Source organism: Mycobacterium sp., from assembly GCF_035499775.1.
Taxonomy (GTDB): domain Bacteria; phylum Actinomycetota; class Actinomycetes; order Mycobacteriales; family Mycobacteriaceae; genus Mycobacterium.
In genome coordinates this window covers 1-23,260 of the sequence record NZ_DATJYB010000112.1, presented here as the reverse complement: position 1 = coordinate 23,260, position 23,260 = coordinate 1, and the positions used below count along the sequence as shown (strand labels likewise).

General features: G+C 66.5%; 28 protein-coding genes and 1 pseudogene. 13 read left to right on the top strand and 16 right to left on the bottom strand.

What is annotated here, in order from left to right:
- The coding region (locus VML93_RS08145; protein WP_325609466.1) for a competence/damage-inducible protein A at window positions 1–1,236 on the top strand (1,236 nt) is incomplete at its 5' end.
- Between the two features lie 9 nt (window positions 1,237–1,245).
- Here VML93_RS08145 and VML93_RS08140 read toward each other — a convergent pair.
- Complete coding sequence (locus tag VML93_RS08140) at window positions 1,246–2,556, bottom strand: MFS transporter (protein ID WP_414686304.1); 1,311 nt, start codon at window positions 2,554–2,556, stop codon at window positions 1,246–1,248.
- A 28-nt stretch (window positions 2,557–2,584) separates the two neighbouring features.
- Here VML93_RS08140 and VML93_RS08135 point away from each other — a divergent pair, with 28 nt between their 5' ends.
- Both VML93_RS08135 and VML93_RS08130 read left to right on the top strand, forming a co-directional pair.
- Entirely contained in the window at window positions 2,585–3,652 is a 1,068-nt protein-coding gene (locus tag VML93_RS08135; protein WP_325609462.1) for an amidohydrolase family protein, read from the top strand.
- 15 nt (window positions 3,653–3,667) lie between these two features.
- The gene (locus VML93_RS08130) at window positions 3,668–4,069 is read left to right on the top strand and encodes a phage holin family protein (protein WP_325609460.1); all 402 of its coding nucleotides are present in this window, start codon (window positions 3,668–3,670) and stop codon (window positions 4,067–4,069) included.
- On the opposite strand, the gene VML93_RS08125 is transcribed toward VML93_RS08130, so the two are convergent.
- Complete coding sequence (locus VML93_RS08125; RefSeq protein WP_325609458.1) at window positions 4,066–4,848, bottom strand: enoyl-CoA hydratase/isomerase family protein; 783 nt, start codon at window positions 4,846–4,848, stop codon at window positions 4,066–4,068. The two genes, VML93_RS08130 and VML93_RS08125, sit on opposite strands and share 4 nt — an antisense overlap.
- A 202-nt stretch (window positions 4,849–5,050) precedes the next feature.
- Between VML93_RS08125 and VML93_RS08120 the strand changes: the two genes are divergently transcribed.
- A complete protein-coding gene (locus VML93_RS08120) occupies window positions 5,051–5,470 on the top strand; it encodes an anti-sigma factor antagonist (RefSeq protein WP_325609456.1) in 420 nt (139 codons plus the stop codon).
- Here VML93_RS08120 and VML93_RS08115 read toward each other — a convergent pair.
- The 3 genes from VML93_RS08115 to VML93_RS38520 all read right to left on the bottom strand — a co-directional run bounded on the left by VML93_RS08115 (window position 5,467) and on the right by VML93_RS38520 (window position 7,570).
- A complete protein-coding gene (locus tag VML93_RS08115) occupies window positions 5,467–6,426 on the bottom strand; it encodes an FAD-dependent oxidoreductase (protein ID WP_325609454.1) in 960 nt (319 codons plus the stop codon). The genes VML93_RS08120 and VML93_RS08115 overlap by 4 nt on opposite strands.
- Window positions 6,427–6,443: 17 nt before the next feature.
- A complete protein-coding gene (locus VML93_RS08110) occupies window positions 6,444–6,941 on the bottom strand; it encodes a hypothetical protein (protein WP_325609452.1) in 498 nt (165 codons plus the stop codon).
- 413 nt (window positions 6,942–7,354) lie between these two features.
- Window positions 7,355–7,570: a DUF3892 domain-containing protein gene (locus VML93_RS38520; RefSeq protein ID WP_414686303.1), complete on the bottom strand. Its 216-nt coding sequence runs from the start codon at window positions 7,568–7,570 to the stop codon at window positions 7,355–7,357.
- 164 nt (window positions 7,571–7,734) lie between these two features.
- Between VML93_RS38520 and VML93_RS08105 the strand changes: the two genes are divergently transcribed.
- The gene (locus VML93_RS08105; protein WP_325609450.1) at window positions 7,735–7,905 is read left to right on the top strand and encodes a hypothetical protein; all 171 of its coding nucleotides are present in this window, start codon (window positions 7,735–7,737) and stop codon (window positions 7,903–7,905) included.
- A gap of 196 nt (window positions 7,906–8,101) precedes the next feature.
- Complete coding sequence (locus VML93_RS08100; RefSeq protein ID WP_325609447.1) at window positions 8,102–8,596, top strand: CHAP domain-containing protein; 495 nt, start codon at window positions 8,102–8,104, stop codon at window positions 8,594–8,596.
- Between the two features lie 12 nt (window positions 8,597–8,608).
- Here VML93_RS08100 and VML93_RS08095 read toward each other — a convergent pair whose 3' ends face one another.
- The 6 genes and pseudogenes from VML93_RS08095 to VML93_RS08070 form a co-directional block, all read right to left on the bottom strand.
- Window positions 8,609–9,595, bottom strand: coding sequence for an MBL fold metallo-hydrolase (locus VML93_RS08095; RefSeq protein ID WP_325609445.1), 987 nt, complete (start codon window positions 9,593–9,595; stop codon window positions 8,609–8,611).
- A gap of 19 nt (window positions 9,596–9,614) precedes the next feature.
- Complete coding sequence (locus tag VML93_RS08090) at window positions 9,615–10,097, bottom strand: DUF4262 domain-containing protein (RefSeq protein WP_325609444.1); 483 nt, start codon at window positions 10,095–10,097, stop codon at window positions 9,615–9,617.
- A 120-nt stretch (window positions 10,098–10,217) separates the two neighbouring features.
- Window positions 10,218–12,233, bottom strand: a pseudogene (katG, locus tag VML93_RS08085) (catalase/peroxidase HPI); the annotation flags it as partial.
- A 104-nt stretch (window positions 12,234–12,337) separates the two neighbouring features.
- Complete coding sequence (locus VML93_RS08080; RefSeq protein WP_325609442.1) at window positions 12,338–12,832, bottom strand: SRPBCC family protein; 495 nt, start codon at window positions 12,830–12,832, stop codon at window positions 12,338–12,340.
- Entirely contained in the window at window positions 12,832–13,473 is a 642-nt protein-coding gene (locus VML93_RS08075; RefSeq protein ID WP_325609440.1) for a nitroreductase family protein, read from the bottom strand. Before VML93_RS08075 ends, VML93_RS08080 begins: the two co-directional genes overlap by 1 nt.
- 8 nt (window positions 13,474–13,481) lie before the next feature.
- Window positions 13,482–13,964, bottom strand: coding sequence for a carboxymuconolactone decarboxylase family protein (locus VML93_RS08070; protein WP_325609438.1), 483 nt, complete (start codon window positions 13,962–13,964; stop codon window positions 13,482–13,484).
- Between the two features lie 173 nt (window positions 13,965–14,137).
- Between VML93_RS08070 and VML93_RS08065 the strand changes: the two genes are divergently transcribed.
- Genes VML93_RS08065 through VML93_RS08055 form a run of 3 tightly spaced genes read left to right on the top strand, consistent with a single transcriptional unit; the run spans window position 14,138 to window position 17,022 of the window.
- On the top strand, window positions 14,138–14,827 hold the full coding sequence (locus tag VML93_RS08065) for a hypothetical protein (protein ID WP_325609436.1): 690 nt from the start codon (window positions 14,138–14,140) through the stop codon (window positions 14,825–14,827).
- A 22-nt stretch (window positions 14,828–14,849) separates the two neighbouring features.
- On the top strand, window positions 14,850–16,292 hold the full coding sequence (locus VML93_RS08060) for a class I adenylate-forming enzyme family protein (RefSeq protein WP_325609434.1): 1,443 nt from the start codon (window positions 14,850–14,852) through the stop codon (window positions 16,290–16,292).
- A 16-nt stretch (window positions 16,293–16,308) separates the two neighbouring features.
- Complete coding sequence (locus VML93_RS08055) at window positions 16,309–17,022, top strand: hypothetical protein (protein WP_325609432.1); 714 nt, start codon at window positions 16,309–16,311, stop codon at window positions 17,020–17,022.
- Here VML93_RS08055 and VML93_RS08050 read toward each other — a convergent pair.
- Window positions 17,008–17,970: a nitronate monooxygenase gene (locus VML93_RS08050; protein WP_325609430.1), complete on the bottom strand. Its 963-nt coding sequence runs from the start codon at window positions 17,968–17,970 to the stop codon at window positions 17,008–17,010. The two genes, VML93_RS08055 and VML93_RS08050, sit on opposite strands and share 15 nt — an antisense overlap.
- Window positions 17,967–18,359, bottom strand: coding sequence for a tautomerase family protein (locus VML93_RS08045; protein WP_325609428.1), 393 nt, complete (start codon window positions 18,357–18,359; stop codon window positions 17,967–17,969). Before VML93_RS08045 ends, VML93_RS08050 begins: the two co-directional genes overlap by 4 nt.
- 104 nt (window positions 18,360–18,463) lie before the next feature.
- Here VML93_RS08045 and VML93_RS08040 point away from each other — a divergent pair, with 104 nt between their 5' ends.
- On the top strand, window positions 18,464–19,345 hold the full coding sequence (locus VML93_RS08040) for a LysR family transcriptional regulator (RefSeq protein WP_325609426.1): 882 nt from the start codon (window positions 18,464–18,466) through the stop codon (window positions 19,343–19,345).
- 2 nt (window positions 19,346–19,347) lie between these two features.
- On the opposite strand, the gene VML93_RS08035 is transcribed toward VML93_RS08040, so the two are convergent.
- Together VML93_RS08035 and VML93_RS08030 are read right to left on the bottom strand one after the other, a co-directional pair.
- Complete coding sequence (locus VML93_RS08035; RefSeq protein WP_325609424.1) at window positions 19,348–19,803, bottom strand: DUF1003 domain-containing protein; 456 nt, start codon at window positions 19,801–19,803, stop codon at window positions 19,348–19,350.
- A 52-nt stretch (window positions 19,804–19,855) separates the two neighbouring features.
- Window positions 19,856–20,659: an alpha/beta hydrolase gene (locus tag VML93_RS08030; protein WP_325609422.1), complete on the bottom strand. Its 804-nt coding sequence runs from the start codon at window positions 20,657–20,659 to the stop codon at window positions 19,856–19,858.
- 54 nt (window positions 20,660–20,713) lie between these two features.
- Between VML93_RS08030 and VML93_RS08025 the strand changes: the two genes are divergently transcribed.
- Both VML93_RS08025 and VML93_RS08020 read left to right on the top strand, forming a co-directional pair.
- On the top strand, window positions 20,714–21,079 hold the full coding sequence (locus VML93_RS08025) for a DUF962 domain-containing protein (RefSeq protein ID WP_325609420.1): 366 nt from the start codon (window positions 20,714–20,716) through the stop codon (window positions 21,077–21,079).
- A complete protein-coding gene (locus tag VML93_RS08020) occupies window positions 21,066–21,608 on the top strand; it encodes a TetR/AcrR family transcriptional regulator (protein ID WP_325609418.1) in 543 nt (180 codons plus the stop codon). Before VML93_RS08025 ends, VML93_RS08020 begins: the two co-directional genes overlap by 14 nt.
- A 31-nt stretch (window positions 21,609–21,639) precedes the next feature.
- Here the strand turns inward: VML93_RS08020 and VML93_RS08015 are convergent, their stop codons facing one another.
- Window positions 21,640–22,248, bottom strand: a complete 609-nt coding sequence (locus VML93_RS08015) for a TetR/AcrR family transcriptional regulator (protein WP_325609416.1) — start codon at window positions 22,246–22,248, stop codon at window positions 21,640–21,642.
- Window positions 22,249–22,286: 38 nt separating this feature from the next.
- Between VML93_RS08015 and VML93_RS08010 the strand changes: the two genes are divergently transcribed.
- Window positions 22,287–23,260, top strand: a 974-nt coding sequence (locus VML93_RS08010) for an NAD(P)/FAD-dependent oxidoreductase (protein WP_325609414.1), incomplete at its 3' end; no start/stop codon positions are given.

Here is a 23,260-nt window from a genome sequence, read left to right as displayed (position 1 = left end):
CAGGACCGCAACGGGCCCTGGATCGCCGACCGACTGCTCGAACTCGGCGTCGAACTGGCTCACATCACCATCTGCGGTGACCGCCCGAGCGACATCGAGGCGCAGCTGCGCTTCATGGCCGACCAGGGTGTGGACCTGATCGTCACCAGCGGCGGTCTGGGGCCGACGGCCGACGACATGACCGTCGAGGTGGTGGCCCGCTTCTGCGGCCGGGAGCTGGTGCTCGACGAAGAGGTCGAGGAGAAGGTCGCCAACATCCTCAAGAAGCTCATGGCGCGCAATCCCGCGTTCCAATTCGCTTTGGATCCAGGCACTTTCGAGTCGGTGCGAGCCGCCAACCGCAAGCAGGCGTTGATCCCCGCCGGAGCGCAGGTCCTCGATCCGGTGGGCACCGCCCCGGGCGTCGTCGTACCGGGGAAGCCCACCGTCATCGTGCTGCCCGGGCCGCCGCGCGAGCTGCAGCCGATGTGGCACAACGCCATTGAGACCCCTGCGGCGCAGGACGCGATCGCTGGCCGAACCGTCTACCAGCAGGAAATGTTGAGGATGTTCGGGCTACCCGAGTCCGGGCTGGCCGAGACCCTGCGCGACGCCGAAACGGCCGTCCCCGGCTTCGGGCAACTCGAGATCACCACCTGCCTGCGGCGCGGGGAGATCGAGATGGTCACCCGCTACGAGCCCGACGCCGCCGACGCGTACGCGCGGCTGACGCAGTTGCTCCGCGACAAGCACGGGCATCAGCTCTACTCCGAAGACGGTTCCAACGTCGACGATCTGGTCGCGCAGTTGCTTGCCGGCCGCCGGATCGCCACCGCGGAATCCTGCACCGCGGGGCTGCTGGCGGCGCGGCTCACCGACCGGCCCGGGTCGTCGGAGTACGTGATGGGCGGGGTGGTCAGCTACTCCAACCAGGCGAAAACCGACCTGCTGGGCGTCGACCCTGGGCTGATCGCAGAACACGGAGCGGTGTCCGAGCCGGTGGCCGAAGCGATGGCGGCCGGCGCGCTGCAGCGCTTCGAAGCCGACACCGCGGTCGCGATCACCGGAATCGCCGGCCCGGACGGCGGAACGCCCGAAAAGCCGGTGGGCACGGTCTGTTTCACTGTGGCGTTGGGCGACGGCACCACCGACACCCGAACCATCCGGCTGCCGGGCAACCGCTCCGACGTCCGCGAGCGCTCCACGACGGTCGCGATGCACATGCTGCGACGCGCCCTGAGCGCCCCCGACGCCTAGCGCGAGCAGCTACGTCGCTTCGGCTGGCAGGAAAGCGCTTTCGGCGGTGCCGAACTGGATTCCGGTGGCGTCCTTGCCGATGAACGTCAGGAATGCGACGGCGATCAGCACCGGCACGATGGTGACGGTCAGCGCGAAGGGGTAGCCGTGGGTTTCGGCCAGGTGTTCCTGGATGGGCAGGTTGAACGCAGCCAGCAGGTTGCCGAGCTGGTAGGTCACCCCGGGGTACAGCCCGCGGATGGCGTCGGGGGACATCTCGGTCAGGTGCGCGGGAATCACGCCCCATGCGCCCTGCACGCAGATCTGCATCAGAAACGAGCCCAGGCACAACATCGCCGCGGTCCGCGAGAAGGCGAACAACGGCACGATCGGCAGCCCGAGCAGTGCACAGAACACGACGGTGTAGCGGCGGCTGATCCGCTGGGAGAGCGAGCCGAAGAACAGCCCGCCGATGATGGCGCCGATGTTGTAGATCACCACGATCAACGTCGCGGTCGAGATGGACAGGTGTGCACCTTGGTTGTCGTGCGCCTTGAGGAAGGTCGGGTAGACGTCCTGGGTGCCGTGGCTCATCCAGTTGAATGCGGTCATCAGCGCCACCAGGTAGAAGAACCGGCGCACTACCGCGGCGTTGCGCAACACGTCGCGGATTCGGGTGCTGGTCAGCTTCATGTGGTCCTGGGAGGCTTCCCATACCTCGGACTCTTGCACCCGGTAGCGGATGATCAGGCTGACGAGGGCCGGGAGGATGGATAGCCCGAACAGCCAGCGCCACGACAGATGCAGCCAGCCCATCACCGCCAGCGATGCCACGCTGGCCAGCAGATAGCCGAACGCGTAACCCTCCTGCAGCAGCCCGGAGAAAAAGCCGCGTCGCTCGACGGGAACCTTCTCCATGGCCAGCGCCGCTCCGAGCCCCCATTCGCCGCCCATGCCGATGCCGTACAGCAGCCGCAAAATAACCAGCACGGTGAAATTGGGTGCGAACGCACACAGGAACCCGACCACCGAATAGAACATGACGTCCACCATCAGCGGTAGCCGCCGTCCGACGCGGTCGGCCCACAGCCCGAACAGCAATGCACCGACCGGACGCATGACCAGGGTGGCCGTCGTGACGAACGCGACCTCGGCCTTGCTGATTCCGAAAGTCTTTGCAATGTCCTGATAGACGAGCACGACGATGAAGTAGTCGAAGGCGTCCATCGTCCAGCCCAGCATCGCCGCGACAAACGAGTTGCGCTGATCGGCCGTCATTCGTTGAGTTGTCACGACAGCATCGTGGCGTACCCGCAGCGCAAACGCGAGCCGTATCGCCATGCAATCCGCGCGTGTAAGTTCCGGAGATATGCGAATCATCGATGCCGATGGACACGTCGCCGAGAACTCGTCGCTGGCGGTCGAAGCCATCAAACGGTGGCCGGATCACGTCAAACCCAGTACGGACAAACGGATGCGGCTGATGTTCGAAGGCCGTAACTACCCGGAGGACGAGGGTCCCGGTGCCGGGTGTCCGCCCGAGCACGGGATCAGCAAGGCGCCCGACATCAACTGCAGGACAGCCGAAGGCGTGGTGGGGGACGCCGACCGCGACTCCATCGACACGATGGTGCTGTATCCCAGCCTCGGCCTGTGCGTACCCAGCCTGGAAGATCCGGAGTTCGCCGCGGGCTTCGCACGGCTCTACAACCAGTGGATCGCCGACTATTGCGCGCCCACCAACGGCCGGCTGCGCGGCGTCGCGGTGACGCCCGTCGAACACGGGCAGGTCGCCATCGACATCATGCGCGAGGCCAAGGACCTGGGCTTGGTCGCGGCGTTGGTGCCGCCGGCGCTGAAGACCCGCAACCTCGACCACCCCGACCTCGACCTGTTCTATGCCGCCGCCGTCGAGCTGGAGATGCCGCTGGGCATCCATGGCGCACCCGGCATACACCTGCCCAAGATCGGCGTCGACCGGTTCACCAACTACATCCAGGTGCACTGCATCAGCTTCCCGTTCGACCAGATGACGGCGATGACGGCGATGGTGTCCGGCGGCGTGTTCGAACGGCATCCGCAGTTGCGGGTGGCTTTCCTGGAAGCCGGTGCCGGCTGGGTCCCGTTCTTCATCGACCGCCTGCACGAGCATTACGAGAAGCGGGGCGACTGGGTCGAGCGCGGCTGGCGCCGCGACCCGCACGAATACCTGCAGGCCGGCAACATCTGGGTCACCTGTGAACCTGAGGAACCGATCCTGCCCGGCGTGATCGACGTGCTCGGCGCCGACTTCATCATGTTCGCCAGCGACTACCCGCACTGGGACGGCGAATGGCCGGAAAGCACCCAGCATCTGCGCACCCGCAGCGATATCAGCGAAGCGGCCCGGGAGAAGATCGGCGGCCTGAACGCGCAGCGCTTCTACAACCTCAATTGATGGCAGGATCGGCGCATGGGTCCTTTCCTGCTCCGCGCCGCATTGACCGGATTTGCCCTATGGGTGGTCACGCTGTTCGTCAAAGGAGTGCACTTCGTCGGCTACGACAACACCGTGCAGAAGGTCGGCATCATCTTCGTGGTCGCGGTGGTCTTCGGTCTGGTCAACGCGTTCGTCAAGCCGGTGGTACAGATCCTGTCGATCCCGATGTACATCCTGACGCTGGGCCTATTTCACATCGTCATCAACGGGTTCATGCTGTGGCTCACCGCCTGGATCACCGAGCACACCACCAAGTGGGGACTGCAGATCGACCATTTCTGGTGGGACGCGATTTGGGCCGCGATCCTGTTGTCGATCGTGAGCTGGCTGCTGTCGCTGCTGACTCGTCGCGTCAAGCGGGCGGCCGACCGCTAACGGGCCTGCCACCGGGGCGGCCGCTTCTCGGCGAACGCACGCGGCCCTTCTTTGGCGTCCTCGGTCGCGAACACCCGATCGCTGTGCCGGGTTTCGTTGTCGTACGCGGACTCCAGGTCGAGCGACAACCCTTCGACGGCTGACTGCTTCGTCGCGGAGACCGCGAGCGGCGCGTTGGCGGCGATGCGCCCGGCGTAGTCGTAGGCGGTATCCATCAGCCGGTCCGCGGGGACCACCCGGTTGACCAGTCCCATCTGAAGCGCTCGCTCGGCGTCCACCATGTCCGCGGTCAGCAGCAGCTCCATCGCATGCGCGTAGGGGATCTGGCGCGGCAGCCGCACGGTGCTGCCGCCGCCGGCGAACAGGCCGCGCTTGGGTTCCATCACCGCGAATCGCGCCTCGGGCACGGCCACCCGGATGTCGGTGCAGCCCAGCATCTCCAGGCCGCCGGCGACGCACGTCCCGTTCACCGCGGCCACGATCGGCTTGTACAGCGGAAACCGGTGCAGGACGGCATGAATAGCGTCGTCCTTGTTCCAACCCCCGGGTTGGGGCAGGTCGCCGGTCAGTTCCGGAATGAATTTCTTGAGGTCGGCTCCGGTGCAGAAATCCCGCCCGACGCCGGTGATCACCGCGACCCAGGCGTCGGGATCGTCGCGAAAAGCGGCCCACGCGTGCGCCAAATCGCGGAAATGCGCCATGTCCATCGAGTTGCGCGACTCGGGACGGTTGATCGTGATCGTGACGATGTGGGCATCCAATGCATAGTCAATGCTCAACCGATTTCACCGCCTCTGACCTCCCGAATTTCGGTCGCCGACATCCCTGGTTGTCAGCCCTTGTTACACATATGCTTAGCAACACCGTGAAAGCGGGCATACCCTCCCTATGACAACACGCCGCTGGTGGCCTTTCTGGCACTCAGGAACGCATCACCTTTCCACGCAGTCATCACCACCTACAGACGGGATGTTGCACAGGATGGACGCTGTCGCGATCGGCACTTTCCCCGAGCCCTCCAGCACCCGCCTGCGTACCCATTTCGGCGACATGCAGAGTGGGTTGCGCGCATTCACCGAATGCAGTGGATCGGCTGTGGTCGTTCACGTCGGTGGTGACGTCGACGCCAGCAACGAGAAATCATGGCAGCGCCTGTTAAACCGGTCCGCCTCCATCGCCATCGCTCCGGGTCCGTTCGTGATCGACGTCCGCGACCTCGAGTTCATGGGTTCCTGCGGGTTTGCCGTGCTGGCCCATGAGGCCGAACGATGTCGCGAGCGGGGCGTCAGTCTGCGGCTCGCCAGCTGCCAACCGGTCGTGGCCCAGACCATCGCGGCGTGCGGGCTGCGCGGCCTGCTGCCGATGTATGCCTCGGTGGACATGGCGTTGTCGCCGGACTAACCGCTGACCAGGCGCGCCACGTCGCGCGCGCAACCCCAGGACAACGTCACACCGTTGCCGCTATGGCCGTAATTGTGGATGCACAGCGCCCGCCCCAGCGGCTCGGCCTCCAATCGAACCGTCGGACGGTCGGGCCGCAGACCGGTGATCGTCTCGATCACCTCTGCCTCGCGCAACCGCGGCTCGATCCGACGGCACCGTTCGATGATGCGGCCGCTTAACTCGGGGTCCGGAGTGGTGTCCCGGCGGTCGAAGATGCTGATGCCGCCGCACACCACGCGCTGCGGGTGCGGGAAGTAGCAGGTCCACTCCGGAGCGCTGTCGATTTGCAGAAACAGTTGCTGCAGGCCCGGATTGGACAGCACGACATGCTGGCCGAAACGCGGCCGAATGGTGTCGTCGCCACACAGCGCCCCGGCGGCCAGGCCGGCGCAGTTGACGACGATCGGTGCGGCGTCGGCGGCCTCGGCCAGCGAGCGCACCGGACGGATTTCGATCTCGCAGCCGGCCGCAGCCAGCCGCTTCGTCAGGTAGTCGAGGTAGTGGGGCATGTCGATCATCGGCACGATCGCGCGATAGCCCACACTGAAGCCCTCGGGGATATCGGCCGGGTCAGCCGGCCGTAGGTCGGGGATCAGCTCGGCAGCCGAGGACATCGCGTCCTCGCCCGTCAACTCCCCGACCGCCAGCGCCGGCGCCATCTGCACCCCGGTGCCCGGGTCGTCGGCCAGCTCGCGAAACACCTGCAGCGAATGTTCGGACCAGGCCAGCGTTTGGGCGGCTCGCGTAGCCGGCCGAGGCGGAACCCACACCGCGCCCGCCACCACCGACGTCGTCTGCTGCGGCAGCGCGGCCGTCCAGACGCGCACCGGCCAGCCCGCTTCGGCCAGGCATAGTGCCGACGTCAATCCGCTCACGCCGGCGCCGATCACGACCACCTGTCGGTCGGTCGCCATGAGTCAGTCGGGACCCGTCAGGTCCCCGGCACTCGCTGGCCGTTCGGGCCGAGCAAGCCGTTGAGGATGCCCAGGGTGCCCTGCAGCTGGGCGCCCGCGACCGGTCCGGGGACCTCAGCCGGCGCAGCGCCGGGGGTGCTCTGCCAGGGCTGGCAGCCGCTCGTCTTGAACTCTTTGTCGGTCGCCTCGATGTTCACTACCTGCGGCTTCTTGCTCAAGGCATTGTCAATGAGGTTGCCGTCGGGGTTGCCCAGCCGCTTCCAGTAGCAGGTGCCGTTGCCGACCGGTCCGCCGGAGCTGTACGTGCCCGGCGCGATGTCCTTGCCCACCACGTAGGTGCCGTCGTGGTCCATGGCAGCCTTCGCCGCGGGTGGGGGACCCGGGGGCGGTCCGGGAGCGGGTGACGGCGACGGCTCCGGGTCCGCGGCGGCGACTCCCGCGGTAACGACCGAGCCCGCGACCATCAGGCCCGCGGCCAGAAGCCTCGTCGCAACCGAAGCTGACTTGAACGACATAACAAGCAGATTACCGGGCCGAGCAGCCCATTTCGAATCTGCCAGTTCGTCGGCGTGAACCGGCGATGTCCGAGGTGGGAACGCTTTCCCTGTGACATCCGTTGGAGCGTGTCCGGGACGGCTGCGCCTGCGGGTGTGGTGACCTTCTTATTCACCGGTATCGACGGATCATGAACTGCGGTGGGACGGCACCTGGTCGCACAGCGACCTCACTGCCGTGACGGGTGCCCCTCTATCTCTCGTCGGTTCGGCGTACGGGTACTCACATCCACGTGATGGGACACAGCACGTGGATTATTTGGCCCCCCCAGATGGCCATGTAATGGAACTGTGGTGGGACGGCGAGTGGCATTTCAACGACCTCACTCAGGCGACATGATCCTGTCCTAAAGCATACGAAGAGCCGATAAAAGTCAGGGCCTGCGAAAATCTGTGGGCCCGAATGGAGGCAATGTGCTGAGGTTGGCTTCTTTACTGCTATCGGGCGTTGTCCTGAGATAGAGTCGATCAATGGGCGGGGCATTCCCGACCACGACTTCGGAGTGGGATCCGTCGGGTGCTTGCACGAAAAAGGTATTTCGACCAGCCTGTAGGTCCGCAATGACATGGGCTTCATCGATCCACCACAATGAGCCATCCGATCAGCCGAGTACCCAAATAGGTCGGCCAGTTCCTCAATCAGACTTTCTCAATTGATCTTCGCCAACACCGAGGTTCTCGGGGGTTCCCCGGACTGGCCCGGGGGTCGACGCATACGCACTGTTGAGTCACACTGTCCCTCAGGGAGGCCGCCATGACCCACGAGAAGGACGACGCCACCGAAGCCCGGCAGGAGAAGTACAAGCATCTGCCGCCGCCGGTGCACATCGAGGACACGATCACCAGCCAGGAGACCATACCGGCACGCGATCCTAAGGGCGGGCGCGACGACCAGCAATTCATAAACCAGCACTGGGGGTTCTAGGCCCACTGCTTCGGTACGCCTACGACCAAATCGACCAGGCGCTTGGCAGACGCCGTCTCGCAATAGACGGTGTGAAACGAATGTCGTCCGCCCGCCGATAAAGAAACGGTAACGGTCGCTGGGCTGGTACCTCGGCTGCGAGTGTCCACCTGCTCAGAAATGCCGCCTTGACAACGGAGCGTCAGGGAGGGAATTGATGAAGGCCAACGGCCTTGTGGCTGCTATCGCCGTAGGCAGCACCCTCTCGCTGGGAATTGCTGCGGCACCGGCTAATTCGAACGGCACAGCGGACCGGACCGCGGGCGCCACCACGGACCATAACCCGCTCACCGGTTACGAGGGGTACTGCACGTGGGGTGCCCAAGAGCAGATACACGGGCACACGGGCTACTACATCAGAGCGCTCACCGGAAACGCCGGAGACTGGGCTGACCAAGCCATGGCGGGAGGCTGGACAGTAGTGGGCGACCCGCAACCGCGCTCGATCGCCGTGTACAGCACCGCGCTCGTCGGAGGTTACGGACACGTCGCCTGGGTCGATGCCGTAGACGGCAACCGCATTACGGTCATCGAAATGAACAACGGCCCCGGGGCCACCGACGCCAACGGATACCAGACCACACGCTTCCACGAATTCGACACCCGAATCGTCCCGGCTTACCCGGGGATGAGCTACATCCTGATCCCCTGAGATCAGACGGGCTCAACCTTCCGCGAAGAGATAACTGGTCCCTACCGCCGATTGGCTCACTCGGTCGCCGTACGCAGCGGCCAGCGCATGGACGGCCCGCCAGCCGGTGCAGTGCCCGGCGATGATGTGGCGAATCTCGAAGGGCGCCAGCGCCTCCACCGTCTGGCCGATGATGCGCTCCATCACACCACCCAGGTGTAAACCGCCCATCACCGCATGGATCGGGATGCCGGGAAAGCGGCGCGCCACCTCGGTGCACACGTTGACGATTCCGGCATGTGAGCATGCGCTGAACACGATCAGCCCCAGCCCCCGCAGGTGGGCCACCAGCATGCGCTCGTCCATCAGCAGGGGATCGGGCTCCCAGTCGGCGTCATCGGAGGGCCGGCAGAGATGATCCGACCGGCCCTTCTCGAACGCGCTCACCCGCGGAATCTCGCCGCTGTAATAGAAGTGGCCGTCCAGCAAGCCCCGTTCGTCGGCGTCGTTGACCACCACCGCACCGTGGGCGCGCAGCTGCTCCGGCGTTGGCACCTTTTCGGTCGGTACCACCTGCCCGTTCGTCAGCGTGACCGCGCGTTCCCGGAACATCAGCGGGTTGACGTGCACAGTCACCGACCCGCGCTGCGCGACGATCGCGTCGACCGCGTCGATCAGCGCGCCCATGTGGTCCCAGTGCCCGTGCGTGACGGCGATTTCCTCCACGGCGCCCAGGCCGATGCCGAGGTTGGCGCAGTTACGCAGGAACGCCGCACCCTCGGTGCCGGTGTCGAACAACACGACGTGTTGGACCGACCCGACCCTCGACGTGAGCCGCAGCCCGTAGCCCAGGTTGGCGACCAGCAGGTTCTGGCCCGAAATCACCGTGGCGCCGGCGTCGACCACGTTCGCGAACTCCGCTTTGGCGAACTGCGTCTTGGTCACATAGGTGTCGCTGACGTTGTCGCTGAGGACTTCGACCAGCAACGAGTCGAGAGGAACGAGCCCGTCAGCCGCCATGCCGACATGCTGCCACCAATCACCCTCCGCGGCGGCGGTTTTCGCCTTCCGCCCGCATGCCCAGCACCGGCTGAGTGCCGCGGCCATCGTCGAAGTCCGCGGACCACGGCCAGCGGTCACGCTCGTCGGCCCACACCAACTGCAGCGCCCGCAACGGCCCATAGAGCGCGACCGCAAATTTCAGGTGCACGTCCGGGTGATTTATCTCGACCAGTTCGACATGGCGGCCGATGGAAAGAGTGAACCGCATACCGGGCGACGGCGTACCAACCTCCAGTGCCTGCTGAGCGGCACTGTTCAGCATCCGCACCGCGCGCCGCGGCACGACCCCGGTCACCAGTAGTTCGGGCAGCCCCCGCTGAGTCAGCCCGACGGTGTAGGCGAATGGCCGGCGGTCACTCTCGATGTACTGCACCGCCCAGCCATTCTTGAGCACCTTCGAATGCAGTTCGTCGAGGTAATCCTCAGTGGTGCTCCCCGGGTGATCGCACTGCCAGCACATGCCAACTCCTTTCTGGGCAAAGCCCTTTCGTCGTACTTGCGACCACCATGCCCGCGGGGTCTGACAAAAACAGGCGCCCCGCGAGCCAGATCAGCTCGCGGGGCGCCTCGAGTTGCTGCGTTACGCCAGATCGAACCGATCGGCGTTCATCACCTTGTCCCACGCGGCGACGAAGTCGGCCACGAACTTCTCCTTCGCGTCGTCGGCGCCGTAGACCTCGGCCAGCGCCCGCAGCTCGGAGTTGGACCCGAAGATCAGGTCCACCCGGCTTCCGGTCCACTTCACGTTGCCGTCGGCATCCTTGCCCTCGTAGGTTCCGTCATCGGCGGCCGACGGCGCCCAGGTGATACCCATGTCGAGCAGGTTCACGAAGAAGTCGTTGGTCAGCTGCCCGGGCGACCCCGTCAGGACGCCCAGCGGCGACTGCTGGTAGTTCGCCCCCAGCACCCGCAGCCCACCGACCAGCACCGTCATCTCCGGTGCGCTCAGCGTCAGCAGGTTCGCCTTGTCCACCAGCATGTACTCGGCCGGCAACGGGTTGCCCTTGCCGAGATAGTTGCGGAAGCCGTCCGCCTTGGGCTCGAGTACCGCGAAGGACTCCACGTCGGTCTGCTCCTGCACCTCGTCTCCGCGGCCTGGGGTGAAGGGCACCGTGATGTCGGAGCCGGCCGCCTTGGCCGCCTTTTCCACGCCGGCGCAGCCGCCGAGCACGACGAGATCGGCGAACGACACCTTGGCCGACCCCGACGAGTTGAACGACTCCTGGATCCCTTCCAGCGTGCGCACCACCTGGGCGAGCTCGTCGGGCTGGTTGACCTCCCACCCGGCCTGCGGCTGCAGGCGGACGCGACCGCCGTTGGCGCCGCCGCGCTTGTCACTGCCGCGGAACGACGACGCCGCCGCCCACGCGGTCGAAACCAGTTGCGAGACAGTCAAACCCGACGACAGGATCTGATCCTTGAGCTTGGCGATGTCGGCCGCGCCAAGGGGCTCGCCGGTGACCGCCGGGATCGGGTCCTGCCACAGCAGTACCTCCTGGGGAACCAACGGCCCGAGGTAGCGGACGATGGGTCCCATATCGCGGTGGATCAGCTTGTACCAGGCCCTGGCGAACTCGTCGGCCAACTCCTCGGGGTGCTCCAGCCAGCGACGGGTGATCCGCTCGTAGATCGGGTCCACCCGCATCGACAGGTCGGTGGTCAGCATCGTCGGGGCCCGGCCCGGCCCGCCGAACGGGTCGGGGATGGTGCCCGCGCCCGCGCCGCCCTTGGCGACCCACTGGTTGGCTCCCGCGGGGCTCTTCGTCAGCTCCCACTCGTAGCCGTACAGGATCTCCAGGAAGCTGTTGTCCCACTTGGTCGGGGTGTTGGTCCACACCACCTCGATGCCGCTGGTGATCGCATCCTTACCCACACCGGTGCCAAACGAGCTCTTCCAGCCCAAGCCCATCTGCTCGATCGGAGCGGCCTCGGGCTCGGGTCCGACGAGGTCGGCGTCGCCGGCACCGTGGGTCTTGCCGAAGGTGTGGCCACCCACGATCAGCGCGGCCGTCTCGACGTCGTTCATCGCCATCCGGCCGAACGTCTCCCGGATGTCGATCGCCGCGGCGATCGGGTCCGGGTTGCCCGTGGGCCCTTCGGGATTCACGTAGATCAGGCCCATCTGCACGGCGGCCAGCGGGTTCTCCAGATCACGCTTGCCGCTGTAGCGCTCGTCGCCGAGCCGGATGGTCTCCTTGCCCCAGTAGACCTCGTCGGGCTCCCACTCGTCGGCCCGGCCGAAGGCGAAACCAAAGGTCTTGAAGCCCATGGATTCCAACGCGCAGTTGCCGGCGAAGACGATCAGGTCCGCCCACGACAGCTTCTTGCCGTACTTCTTCTTGACCGGCCACAGCAGCCGGCGGGCCTTGTCCAGGCTGGCGTTGTCCGGCCAGCTGTTCAGCGGCGCGAACCGCTGCATGCCGGCCCCGGCTCCGCCGCGGCCGTCGTCGATGCGGTAGGTGCCCGCGGCGTGCCACGACATCCGGATGAACAGCGGCCCGTAGTGCCCATAGTCGGCGGGCCACCACGGCTGCGAGGTGGTCATCACTTCCTCGACGTCGCGCTTCAGCTCGTCGACGTCGATGGTCACGACCTCGGGTGTGATCGCGAACTATCGGCTGACCCCGGCTCGCCGAGGCGGGAAAGCCCGCGCACCGACAATCTGACGCCCTTTTCTGGAATCAGTCAAGAGTTTGCGTCTCAAGCCAGCCTGCGCACCCGCCCGGCGTAACCGAGCGCGTGCTCGTACACCTTGAGGTTGTCGCGCGAAATCCTCGCGTGCACCCGGCGTTCCAGAAAGAAGCGCAGCGCCGGGTTGTAGGCGTGGTACGTCTCGTGGAATGTCAGCACCGTGCTGCCGTCGGGCTGCTCCTCGAGTTCGTGATAGCCCTCGGCGCGCGACCACAGCGGCGCACCGACGGCGATGTACCGCGACAGCTTGTGCAGCTTCGCCTCGGTCACCGTCTCCCAGGACCGCGCCCTGCCGCCGGACAGCAGGTATTTGGGCACTTCGAAGATGCACGTGCGGACCAGGCCCTCGCCGGCCTCGTCGCCTTCGTGCAGGATTTCCATGCTGCCGCCCGGCCATTCGACGACCCGCGGCCGCGGTGAGTTGGGCGGTGCAGGCGGATGCAATACCCGCCACACCTTCTTCGGGGGTGCGTCGACGTGGAAACGCACGGTGTAGGACTGCATCAACTCGCTCCGTCCGCGTGTTCCCAGGTGTCCCAATAAGTGATGCCCTCCGCGGGCGGCCGCGCGGCCGGCCGGAAGTCGGTGCCGATTGTGTAGGCCACCGGGAACAGTGCGGCCTGAGTAACTGTGGGCGGAATGCCGAGCAGCTCGGCCACCTCCTGCTCCTTGAACAGATGCATCGTCGTCCACACCGATCCCAGTCCGCGCGACCGAAGGGCGAGTAGAAAGCTCCACCCGGCCGGGATGATCGACGCCCAGGCCGCCGAGGCGATACCGAGCTCAGCGGTATCGATGCGCTGGTTGATGCAGGGGATGACATGAACCGGGACCTGGGCCAGCGTTTCGGTGAGGCTCATCGCGCTCTGGTACACCCGCTTCGTCTGCGGATCCGTCGCGCTGTTGCCGGCGTAGGCCAGATACTGCTCGCCGATGCTGCGGTAGATGTCGGCGATCGCGGCACGCTTGCCCGCGTCGGTGACCACCAGCCAGCGCCAGTCCTGTGCATTGCTGGCCGTGGGCGCCTGCATGGCCAGGCGGATGCACTCGAGGATCACGTCTCGACCGACCGGCCGGCTCAGGTCGAGCCGTTTGCGCACCGCACGTGTCGTGGTGAGCAGTTCGTCAACCGAGGCGATGTCCACTCGTCCCCTTAGATGTCGATGGCGCAGGACTGATCGACGCCCAGCACGCTCAACGATCGCCCGAGGCCAAGGAATACCGCTACACACAGCGTGAGATCGAGGATCTCCGCATCGGAGAATGCTTCCCGCAACCGCTCGACGTAAGCATCGTCCATCGAGGCGTGGTCGGTGGCGAACCGCTCGGCGTATTCGATGGCCAGCCGCTGACGCGCCGTGTAGCCCGGATAGTCGGCGTAGGCCGCAACATTGTCGTAGAGCTCGGGCGCGATATCGGCATCCAGCACCGACTCGGCGCGGAAACCCGAGCACGCGACGCAGTCGTTGATCTGCGCAATTCGCATCCTGGCCAGCTCGCGCTCCTCGGCCGGCAGGATGCTCTGCTGGTAGGCGCCGCGGATCATCCGCTCGACCATGCCGGCGAGTTCGGGCCGCAGCGTCCAGATCATCGCGGCTTCGCCACCGGGGCCATCCGGCACGTCGAGCCTGCTCATTGCGATCTCCTACGCGGTGAAGACGAGTACCGTTTTGAGCAAACCAGATTCTCGGCTCAGCTGTCCAGATCGCGCGACCCGGGGTCGATGAACGAAATCGGCGGGGATACCGTCCGTTAAACGAGGGCGTGCAGGGCAGAGCGCCGCATGTGGGAGGTCCCAGCGTGCTGTTCATGCACGAGGTTCACAAGGTGCGCGGGCGCGCCGAAGACGACTTCGAAGCCGCTGTCCGAGACGGCTGGATGCCGATGCTCGCCGCCGACGGCGACGCCCGGTTGCTCTGGTACGCAGACCACGCGCAAGGAAGCGGTCCCGCCTACACCGTGGTGACCATCACCGCGATTGCTAACGGAGCCGCGTGGGAGCGCCTTGCCCTGCGGGTGCAGAAGGGTGACCTGCAGAAGTGGATGCGCGGCGTGGACGAACTCCGCCACGACGTCGAGGCCAAGCTGCTGGTGCCGCTCGAGTGGTCGCCGCTGCAGGACGTGCCGTTGGACCAGGTGCCCGTCGACGGGCGCGAGCACGATCTGAGTCTCTACATGGAAGACACCATGTGGCCCTACCAAGACAAGTTCGAGGAATACATCGAGCGCTGCGGCTTGGTGTATGCCAAGGGCCTGGAGCGGCCGACGTCCATGCTGTCGATCCAGGCCGCATTCCAGCCCGCGCTCGGCAGCCACCTGCGCCGCGAGGTCACCCTGGTGCAGCGCATCCGGCGGCCCGAGGCGCTATTGGAGCTGCTCCGGAGCCACATTTCCCCGGAACACCGCGCCCCAGGGACGTGGATGCACGACGCCCTGGATCTGCGCGACCAGTGGACCAGCCGGCTGCTGCGGACCTCGTCGTGGTCACCGCTTTACTAGCTGCCATGAACCATTAACCGCCATGAACCTGGGCACGATCATCGACGCCGCCGCGGCCGGCGATCCCGCTCGTGTTGCGCTGATCGTCGACGGGCGCCCGATCAGCTATGGCGAACTGGCGGCGACGGTTGATCGGTGCGCGGCCGGGCTGGCCGCCGCCGGCGTGTCGGCCGGCGAACGCGTCGCCGTCGTCGACGGTGGAAGCCTGCTGTCGATCGCGACATTGCTCGGGGCGGCCCGCGTCGGTGCCGCGGCCGCGCTGATGAACCCGGCGCTGACACCGTCGGAGCTGCGCGGGTTACTGCGCAACGCCGGCTGCGCCGAAGTGGTGGTCGCGGGGGAGTCCTACCTGGGCCGGGTCCGCGACGCGGGTGTGAGCACGGTCTTGACGGACACCGACCTGCTACAAGGCGACCGGGAACCCGTCGCAACCCCATACGATGTCGACGATCGGGACGCGCTGATTCTGTTCACCAGCGGCACCACCGGGCTCCCGAAAGCGATCGGCATCAGCAACCGGCAGCTCGAAATGAGGATCCGCGGAATGGCGGCGCCATTCCGGGCCGCCGCGTCGCCCTCGGTAGGGCTGATGTGCGTACCGTTCTTCCACGTCGGCGGCGCGCTCGGGATGCTCGGCAGCCTTTACTCCGGCAACACGTCGGCGGTGCAGCAGCGGTTCGACGCGGGCGAGTGGTTGCGCCTGGTGTCGGCGCATCGGGTGAGCGCCACCTTCCTGGTGCCGACGATGCTGCAGCGGATCCTCGACCATCCCGACTTCGCCGCCACCGATCTGACGTCGTTGGTCGCCGTCGCCTACGGGGCGGCCGCCGCGCCGATCGCGCTGGTGCGCCGGGCGATGGCGGCGCTTCCTCATGTGGCGTTCGCCAACGTGTTCGGTCAGACCGAGACCCTGGGTGCCTACACGACGCTGATGCCCGACGATCATCGCGAGCCCGCCCGGGCGGGCTCGGTCGGCCGGCCGCTACCCGGAGTCCAGGTGCGCGTGGTGGACCCGGCCTCCGGCGACGACGTCGCGGCGGGAGTCGTCGGCGAGCTGTGGGTGAACACCGCCCAGAACGTCACCGGAGGCTGGCTGCGCACCGGAGACCTCGCCCGCCGGGATTCCGACGGTTACATCTTCCCGAGCGGCCGACTCAACGACACCATCAACCGCGGGGGAGAGAAGTTCGGGCCGGTCGAGGTCGAGGAGGCGCTGCGTTCCCATCCGGCGGTCAGCGACGTCGCGGTCGCCGGAGTCGCCGACGAGGAGATCGGCCAGCGGGTGGGGGCCGTGGTGGTGGCTTGCGCCCCGGTGACGCTGGAAGATTTGCGGTCGCACTGCCGGGAGCTGATCGCCTACTTCAAGCTGCCCGAGCGACTGGCCGTCGTGGACCAGATCCCCTACAACGCGACCGGCAAGATCAGCCGTCGTGAGATCGCCGAGCTGATCGCGGATCACACCTGAAACCAAGGGAGGGCCAATGCTGTTTCTGCACGAGACCCACAAGGTGGTCGGGACGCGACAGGACGAGTTCGAGGCCGCCTACCGCGAGGGCTGGATGCCTACGGTGGCCAACGAGGACAACGCCCGGCTGCTCTGGTACACCAACCACGCGCACGGTTCCGGGGCGTCCTACACCGTGGTCACCATCACCGCGATCACCGACGGCGTGGCCTGGGAGGCGCTGGCGCACCGCGTCCAGAAGGGTGACCTCAAACCCTGGATGCGCGAACTGGACAACCTGCGCCACGAAGTGACGGGCAAGCTGCTGCTGCCGGTCACCTGGTCGCCGCTGCAGACGTTGGACCTGGCGACCGTGCCCACCGACGGCGAGACCCACCCGCTGTCGCTTTTCATGGAGGACACCGGCTGGCCGTATGCGCCGTTGGACGACTACATCCGCTCCTGGGACGAGATCTACTACCGGCCGCTGTCGACGGCCCCCGCCCGGATTCGGATCCTGGACATCCAGGCCTGCTTCCAGGTCGCACACGGAAGCTACCGGCGACGAGAAGCGATGCTGTGGCAGAAGATTGACGACGCCGACAACTACGCGGCGCTGGTGCACCTGCTGACCAACGAAATCCCGCGCGAGCACCGCGCGCCCGGCAGCTACATGTTCGACGCCCTGGAGTACCGCGACCAGTGGCAGAGTCGGCTACTGCGCACGTCGGCCTGGTCACCCCTGTACTGAGCGGTTCAGGATCCGCGCGGCGTCGCGAGCTATGTCGGCGACGATGTCAGCGGCCGGGCGCACCTCGCGAACGCGCCCCACCGCCTCGCCGACAAGTATCGCGGCGGCCTCGAAATCCTCTGCAGCGACGGCCTTTTCGTAGTCGGCCACCGCCTCGGGCAGCGACTTGCAGAGTTGGTCCTCGTTGCCGTGCCAGGTGTCGAGGAACGAGTTGCCCAGCGCCCGTTCGTTGTATTCCGCGGGCCAATCCAGCTGCCGCACAACGTCATAGACCCGGGTGCGAAACGTGTCGTCGCCGCTGGCCGTTATGGCCCGCTGGTGCGCTCGCGGCGACACCAATGCTTCTTGCGCGGCCCACAACCGGGTGCCCACGATCGCGCCGTCGGCACCGAGCGCCAGCGCCGCCGCCAGCCCGCGACCGTCGGCGACACCGCCGGCGGTCACCACCAGCGTGGCTGGCGAGCGTTCGGCGACCAGGTCGACGACGTCGGGGACCAGAGTGAACGTCGAGCGGATGGACATGCCGTGCCCGCCGGCCTCCCCACCCTGCGCCACGATCAGGTCCGCACCGGCGTCCAGGGCCTGACGCGCGTGTTCGAGGTTCTGCACCTGCGCGGTGAGCGGAACGCCGGCCGCATGGATGCGGTCCGCGAACGGGCCCGGGTCGCCGAACGAGAGCATGACCGTCGCGGGTTGGCGCGCCAGGGCGTCGTCGAGCAACTCGGGCTTGCGCGCGAGGCTCCAGGTGATGAAGCCGACCCCGACGCGCGCCCCGCCGGCCCGGTCGAATTCGCGCCGCAGCCAGTCCGCATCGCCGTAGCCTCCGCCGATCAGGCCCAGCCCGCCGGCCGACGTCACCGCCGCGGCGAGCCGCCCTCCGGAGATCATGGCCATCGGCGCGAGCAGGATCGGGTGTTGGATCCCGAAGCGTTCGGTCAACCGGCTCATTTCAGTTCCCCGGTGAGAAACTGCGCCCGGCCGTAGCCGAAAGACCAGTCCTCGTCGTCATTTTCGGTAACCGAGATGATCAGATCGGCCGGGTCCAACCCGCAGCGGTCGGCGAGACGTGACGCCAGCAGCTCATAGAACTTCTGCTTGAGTTCGCGCGGACGCCGGCGGCTCACCACGTGCACAACGACTTGCCGGGCCGAGCGCTCGATGCCGAGTCCGGTATCCCACGCGACGATCTCGTGGGCCGGGTGGGTGTGCACCACCTGATAGCGGTCGCGTTGGGGCACCCCGAACGCTTCAACGACGGTCTCGTGGACCGCGTCGAGCAGCGCGCGGACCTGCGAGGCAGTGCGGCCCTCGATCAGGTCGATATAGAGCAGCGGCATGGTCTTCCTCGATTCTGTATTGGTATGCCCTTGCTGCAACCGACGCTAGGGCGACGGAAATCCCCTGTGAAATGCCTGCTGTCATGCATCTATGCTTGTCAGGCATGGGCGCGCTGGATAGTGGCCGAGTCGAGTTGCGGCACCTGCGGGTATTCGAGGCGGTGGCCCGGCTCAAGTCGTTCACCCACGCCGCCAACGAACTCACCATCACCCAGCCCGCGCTGAGTCGCACCATCCGGCAGTTAGAGGACGCGCTCGGGGTGACATTGCTCGATCGCAGTTCGCGCCACGTGGAGACGACGCCGGCCGGACAGACGTTCCTCGAACACGTCGAGCGGGTCCTCGCCGAGCTTGAACGCGCCTTCGGGGCGGTCCGCCAGCAGGCGAGCATCCGCCTTGGTTTCAGTTGGCTGTTGCCCGATCCGTGGGCACAGGAAACTGTGGCGCGGTTCGAACGCGCCACCGGGACGACGGTCAGCCTGGTCCGCACCGACGACGCGCTGGGCGCGGTGCAGCAGGGCAAGGTCGACGTCGCCGTGGTCCGGGGACGTGTTGCGTCAGGCCCACCAACCAACCCGGTGCGGGTCGTGCACCTGTTCGACGAGTCACGAGTGGCGGTCTGCTCGGTGCATTGCCGGCTCGCGGCCAGATCGGAGTTGGACTGGGCCGAAGTCCCGCACTGGCCGCTGGTCGTCAACACCACCAGCGGTACCACCGGACCATGGTCCTGGCCGGCGGGTGCTGAGCCGAAAACCGTTGTGGAGACTGCCAATTACGACGAGTGGATCGAATCGGTGGCCGCCGACCGCGGCATCGGCGTCATTCCCGACGTCGCCGTGCGGCGCAACATCCACCCCGGTGTGCGGTTCATCGCGCTGCGCGGAGCGCCCAAGAGCCCGGTCGTGCTGGCGTTTCTGCCGCAAGCCCGCAACGCCGTGCTGCGCCGTTTTGTGGAGGCAGCCGTGGCCAGCGCAGCAGACATGTGAAGTCAATCGTGTTCAGCCGCCGGGCCGATGAAGCGCTTGTGCAATTCCTGTGTGAGCAAATGGATCTGGCGGGTGAGCTCGGTGTTGGTCTTCAGCTCTAATTCCTGGGTCTCGAAGTCGTGGTCGGCCTTGGCCTGCTGGAAAGACGCCTGGCGGTTCTGCCCGATCATCACGAAGGTCGACAGGAAAATCGCCTCGAGCGACACCACCAGGGTCAGCGTCGGCCAGGGGTTCTTCTCCAAGACCAACATCCACAGGGCGAACAGTGCCGCGTGAATCCAGACGAAGTTCATCGACCCGGCAAACGCCGTGATCCGGTCGGCCAGACGCAACTGAAGGTTGTCGCGTCGCCTCTTGGCTTCGTCCAGCACGGCCGGGTGGTGGATCTGCCCAGCGCGCAGTAGCCGGCCGGGAATCAATTGTGGGTAGTGCCGATGGCCTTCCTCCGGTGTGGTCATGCTGAAGATGTTATTGGCCCAGCTGCCGGGCTAGCCAGCCTCGCCCGGACTCTTACCGCCGCGAAGCGACCGATGCCAGGAACGGTTCGGCGACGGCGAGGAAGCCCTGCGGATCCGACGAGAAGACCACGTGCCCGGTGTCGAGGATTTCCAGCCGGGAGCCGGGGATGGCGTCGCGGGTCGCGTAACCCGCGCGCAGCGATATCGCGGTGTCCTTCCTGCCCCACACGATCAGCGTCGGCACCGTCAGCTCAGCGGCGCGGCCGCGCAGGTCGTGCCCGGGGGTGGCGAAGCTGCGCCACAGCGCGGCAGCGGTCCGCAAGCCGTCGGCCGTCTTCGCCTTCGCAATCGCGCGCTCGACGATCGCGCGGTCGCTGTCGGTCTGGGCCTTCATGTAGCCGCAGACGAACAGGGGAGCGGTCGCGCGGAACAACGCCGGCCTGCCCAGCATCCGGCAGAACATGCGGGACAACGGATTCCACGGTACGAAACCGCCCGAATTGACCAGGATCAGACCCGCGACGCAGTCGGGGCGGTAGATCGCCAGCCGCGCCGCGGCGAACCCGCCGACCGAATTGCCGATCAGCACGGCCCGCGAGATACCCAGCCCGTCGACGACGTCTTCGAGCACATCGGCGAAGAGCGGCGCGCCGGGCTCCAGGGCGGGGTCGACCGGATCCGAATCTCCGTGGCCGGGCCAATCCACCGCGATGGCGCGGTAGCGCCGGGCCAGCGACTCGACGACCGGGTCGAAGTCGCGTCCGTCGTGCAACGTCGCGTGCAGCAACAAAACCGTTGGCCCACTGCCTAATTCGCGGTAAGCGACCCGTCCGGCCCGGGTTTGGATTGTCGTCATGGGAGTTCCTCTCAGAATTTGACCGACTGGTCGGTCATCCCGTAGAGTAGCGCTATGGGAACGCAACAACAAGCCCCGCCACCCGAAGCGCCGTTCGCGGACAAGATGGCCTACTTCCGCACCCAACACACGTCCCGGGGAGTGCGGGCCACCCACCTGATCGGGACACCGATTATCGCGGCCGGCATGCCGCTGGTGTTCGCCAAGCCGAAAGTCGGGGCCACCATGTTCGTCGGAGGATGGGCCATGCAGATCCTCGGCCATCGGCTGTTCGAGAAGAACCTGCCCTCCACACACCGGGGATGGATCACCTACCAGCTGACCGGCGTGATTCACGTATGCAAGCAGTACGGCGAAATGCTGGCCCGGCGCAGCCAGCGCAGGGCGCGGGTCCGGAGCGGGTCCCGTGAGATCGCCTGAGCCCGGCCGTAATGCGCTGCTGGACGCGGGCCAGCGGCTGCTGGGCAGCGCCGATCTGGCCAGGATCTCGGTCAACGCGATCGTCGCGGAGGCCGGAATGGCCAAAGGCAGCTTCTATCAGCATTGGCCCAGTCGGTCGGACTACGTGCGGGCGTTGCACGTACGCTTCCACGACCAGCTGGCAGACTCGATCGCTGCGGCCGTGGCCGACCTACCGCCGGGGCGCGACCGGCTCGAGGCCGGGATGAACGCCTACCTTGACGGGTGTCTGGCCGAGCCGGCCACCAAGGCACTGCTCGTGCAGTCACGCACCGAGGCCGGGCTGAGCGATCTGGTCGCGGCCCGCAACGACAGCAGCGCCACCCTGGTGCTGCCGGACCTGGTGGCACTCGGTTGGGCGCCCCCGGAGCCGATCGCCACACTGCTGGTAGCAGCCGTCGCCGAGATCGCGCTGGTCGAACTCGCCGCCGGAAAACGCGACAACGAGTTACGCAGCGGGCTGCTTCGGCTGGCCACCGGCACCCGTTAGCGACCTGTGGGCGCGTCGAACGTGGGGGATATCAGGCCAGCGGCGACAAACCCGAACGCAGCAGATCCAGGCTGGCGGCGACCAGTTCACCAAGGTCGCCTCGGCACCCGTTGCGACCCCAATGCTCAACTCCCACAACAAGAGCCGCCGCGAGGGTGGATCCCGCAACCTCGGCGGCCAGGTCAGCGTGGTCCACATCCAGGCGCCGGCTCCTGACGAATTCGGTCAGCACCCGGGCAAACGACGCCTGCACCACCCGCAGATGACCCGCGATGCGGTCCGCGCTGATCAGCTCCGCACGTGCGGCCGCAGCCTGGCGCACCACTTCGAGGTCATGCGGGAAAGCCGCCACAGCGGCCAGCACCGCGTCGAACAGCGACTCGGAGGCCGCGCGCCGCCCCAGCGCCTCGGCCAGCCATTCCAGCTGCGTCTCGTAGTCTTGGAACAGCACCGCCTCCTTGGTCGGGAAATGCCGGAAGAACGTGCGTTCGGTGACGCCGGCCTCCTGCGCCAGTTCCGTGACGGTCACGTTCGCAAATCCCTTGCGGGCGAAGCTCTTCAATGCGGCCTGGCGCAACGCCTCATGCGTCGACCGTCTCCGTAGCTCGTGACGGTTTGCCGGGGCGGCGGGTTCTGACATCTTCCAATTATGTCAGTACTGACATATTCTTGGCCACTATGAGTACGACGGACTATGACGCGATCGTGGTGGGGGCGGGACACAACGGACTGGCCGCCGCGGCGATTCTGCAGCGCGCGGGCCTGCGCACGGTGTGCCTGGAAGCCAACACCTACGCGGGCGGAATGGCGGCGACGGTTGAATTGATCGACGGCTTCCGCTACGAAATCGCGGGTTCGGTGAAGTTCCCGATGCCCAGCGAGATCACCAAGGATCTGGGGCTCGATACGCTGCCCGAGGTGGAGCCGGAGGTGATGTCGACCAACATCGGCGACCACGGCGAAGAGCCGATGGTCTTCTACCGCGACCCGATGCAACTGATGACGCACCTCGGCGAGAAGCACGGCTTCGAGGCGGTCACCGGAATGGCCGAGCTGATCATGTGGAGTCAGGGCCCCGCAAAGGCGCTGGGCCGCTTCGATGTTCGCAAACCGCCCAAGACCCTTGACGAAATGTATGCCTGCGCGGCCAACGACGCCGAACGCCGCGCGATTCACGAAATGCTGTTCGGGTCGGCGATGGATGTTATCGACCGCTACCTGCCCGACAAGGACAAGCACGCCGTGATGCGGGGAATGCTCGCGTTTCTGGCCGTCAACTCCACCTACCGCGGACCGTATACGCCCGGCAGCGCGGCCTGCTTGGCGTTCGCCCTGGCGGTCCCCGACAACAACACCGCGATGATGACCAAGCTCAAGGGCGGCATCGGCGCTCTCACCGAACACTTGCGCGAGATGTTCGTCTCGCACGGCGGTGAGATCCGATTCCGCGCCAAGGTCGAACAGATTCTCGTCGGCAAAGTCGGCGACAAAAGCACCGTGACCGGGGTGCGGCTACGCGACGGGTCGACGATCACCGCGCCGATCGTCGTGTCCAACCTGTCGCCCGACCTCACGCTCACCGAGCTCATCGCATCCGAACACGTTCCGGCGGAATTGGTTTCGCGCGTGTCGGGTCGCGATCACCGCGCGTC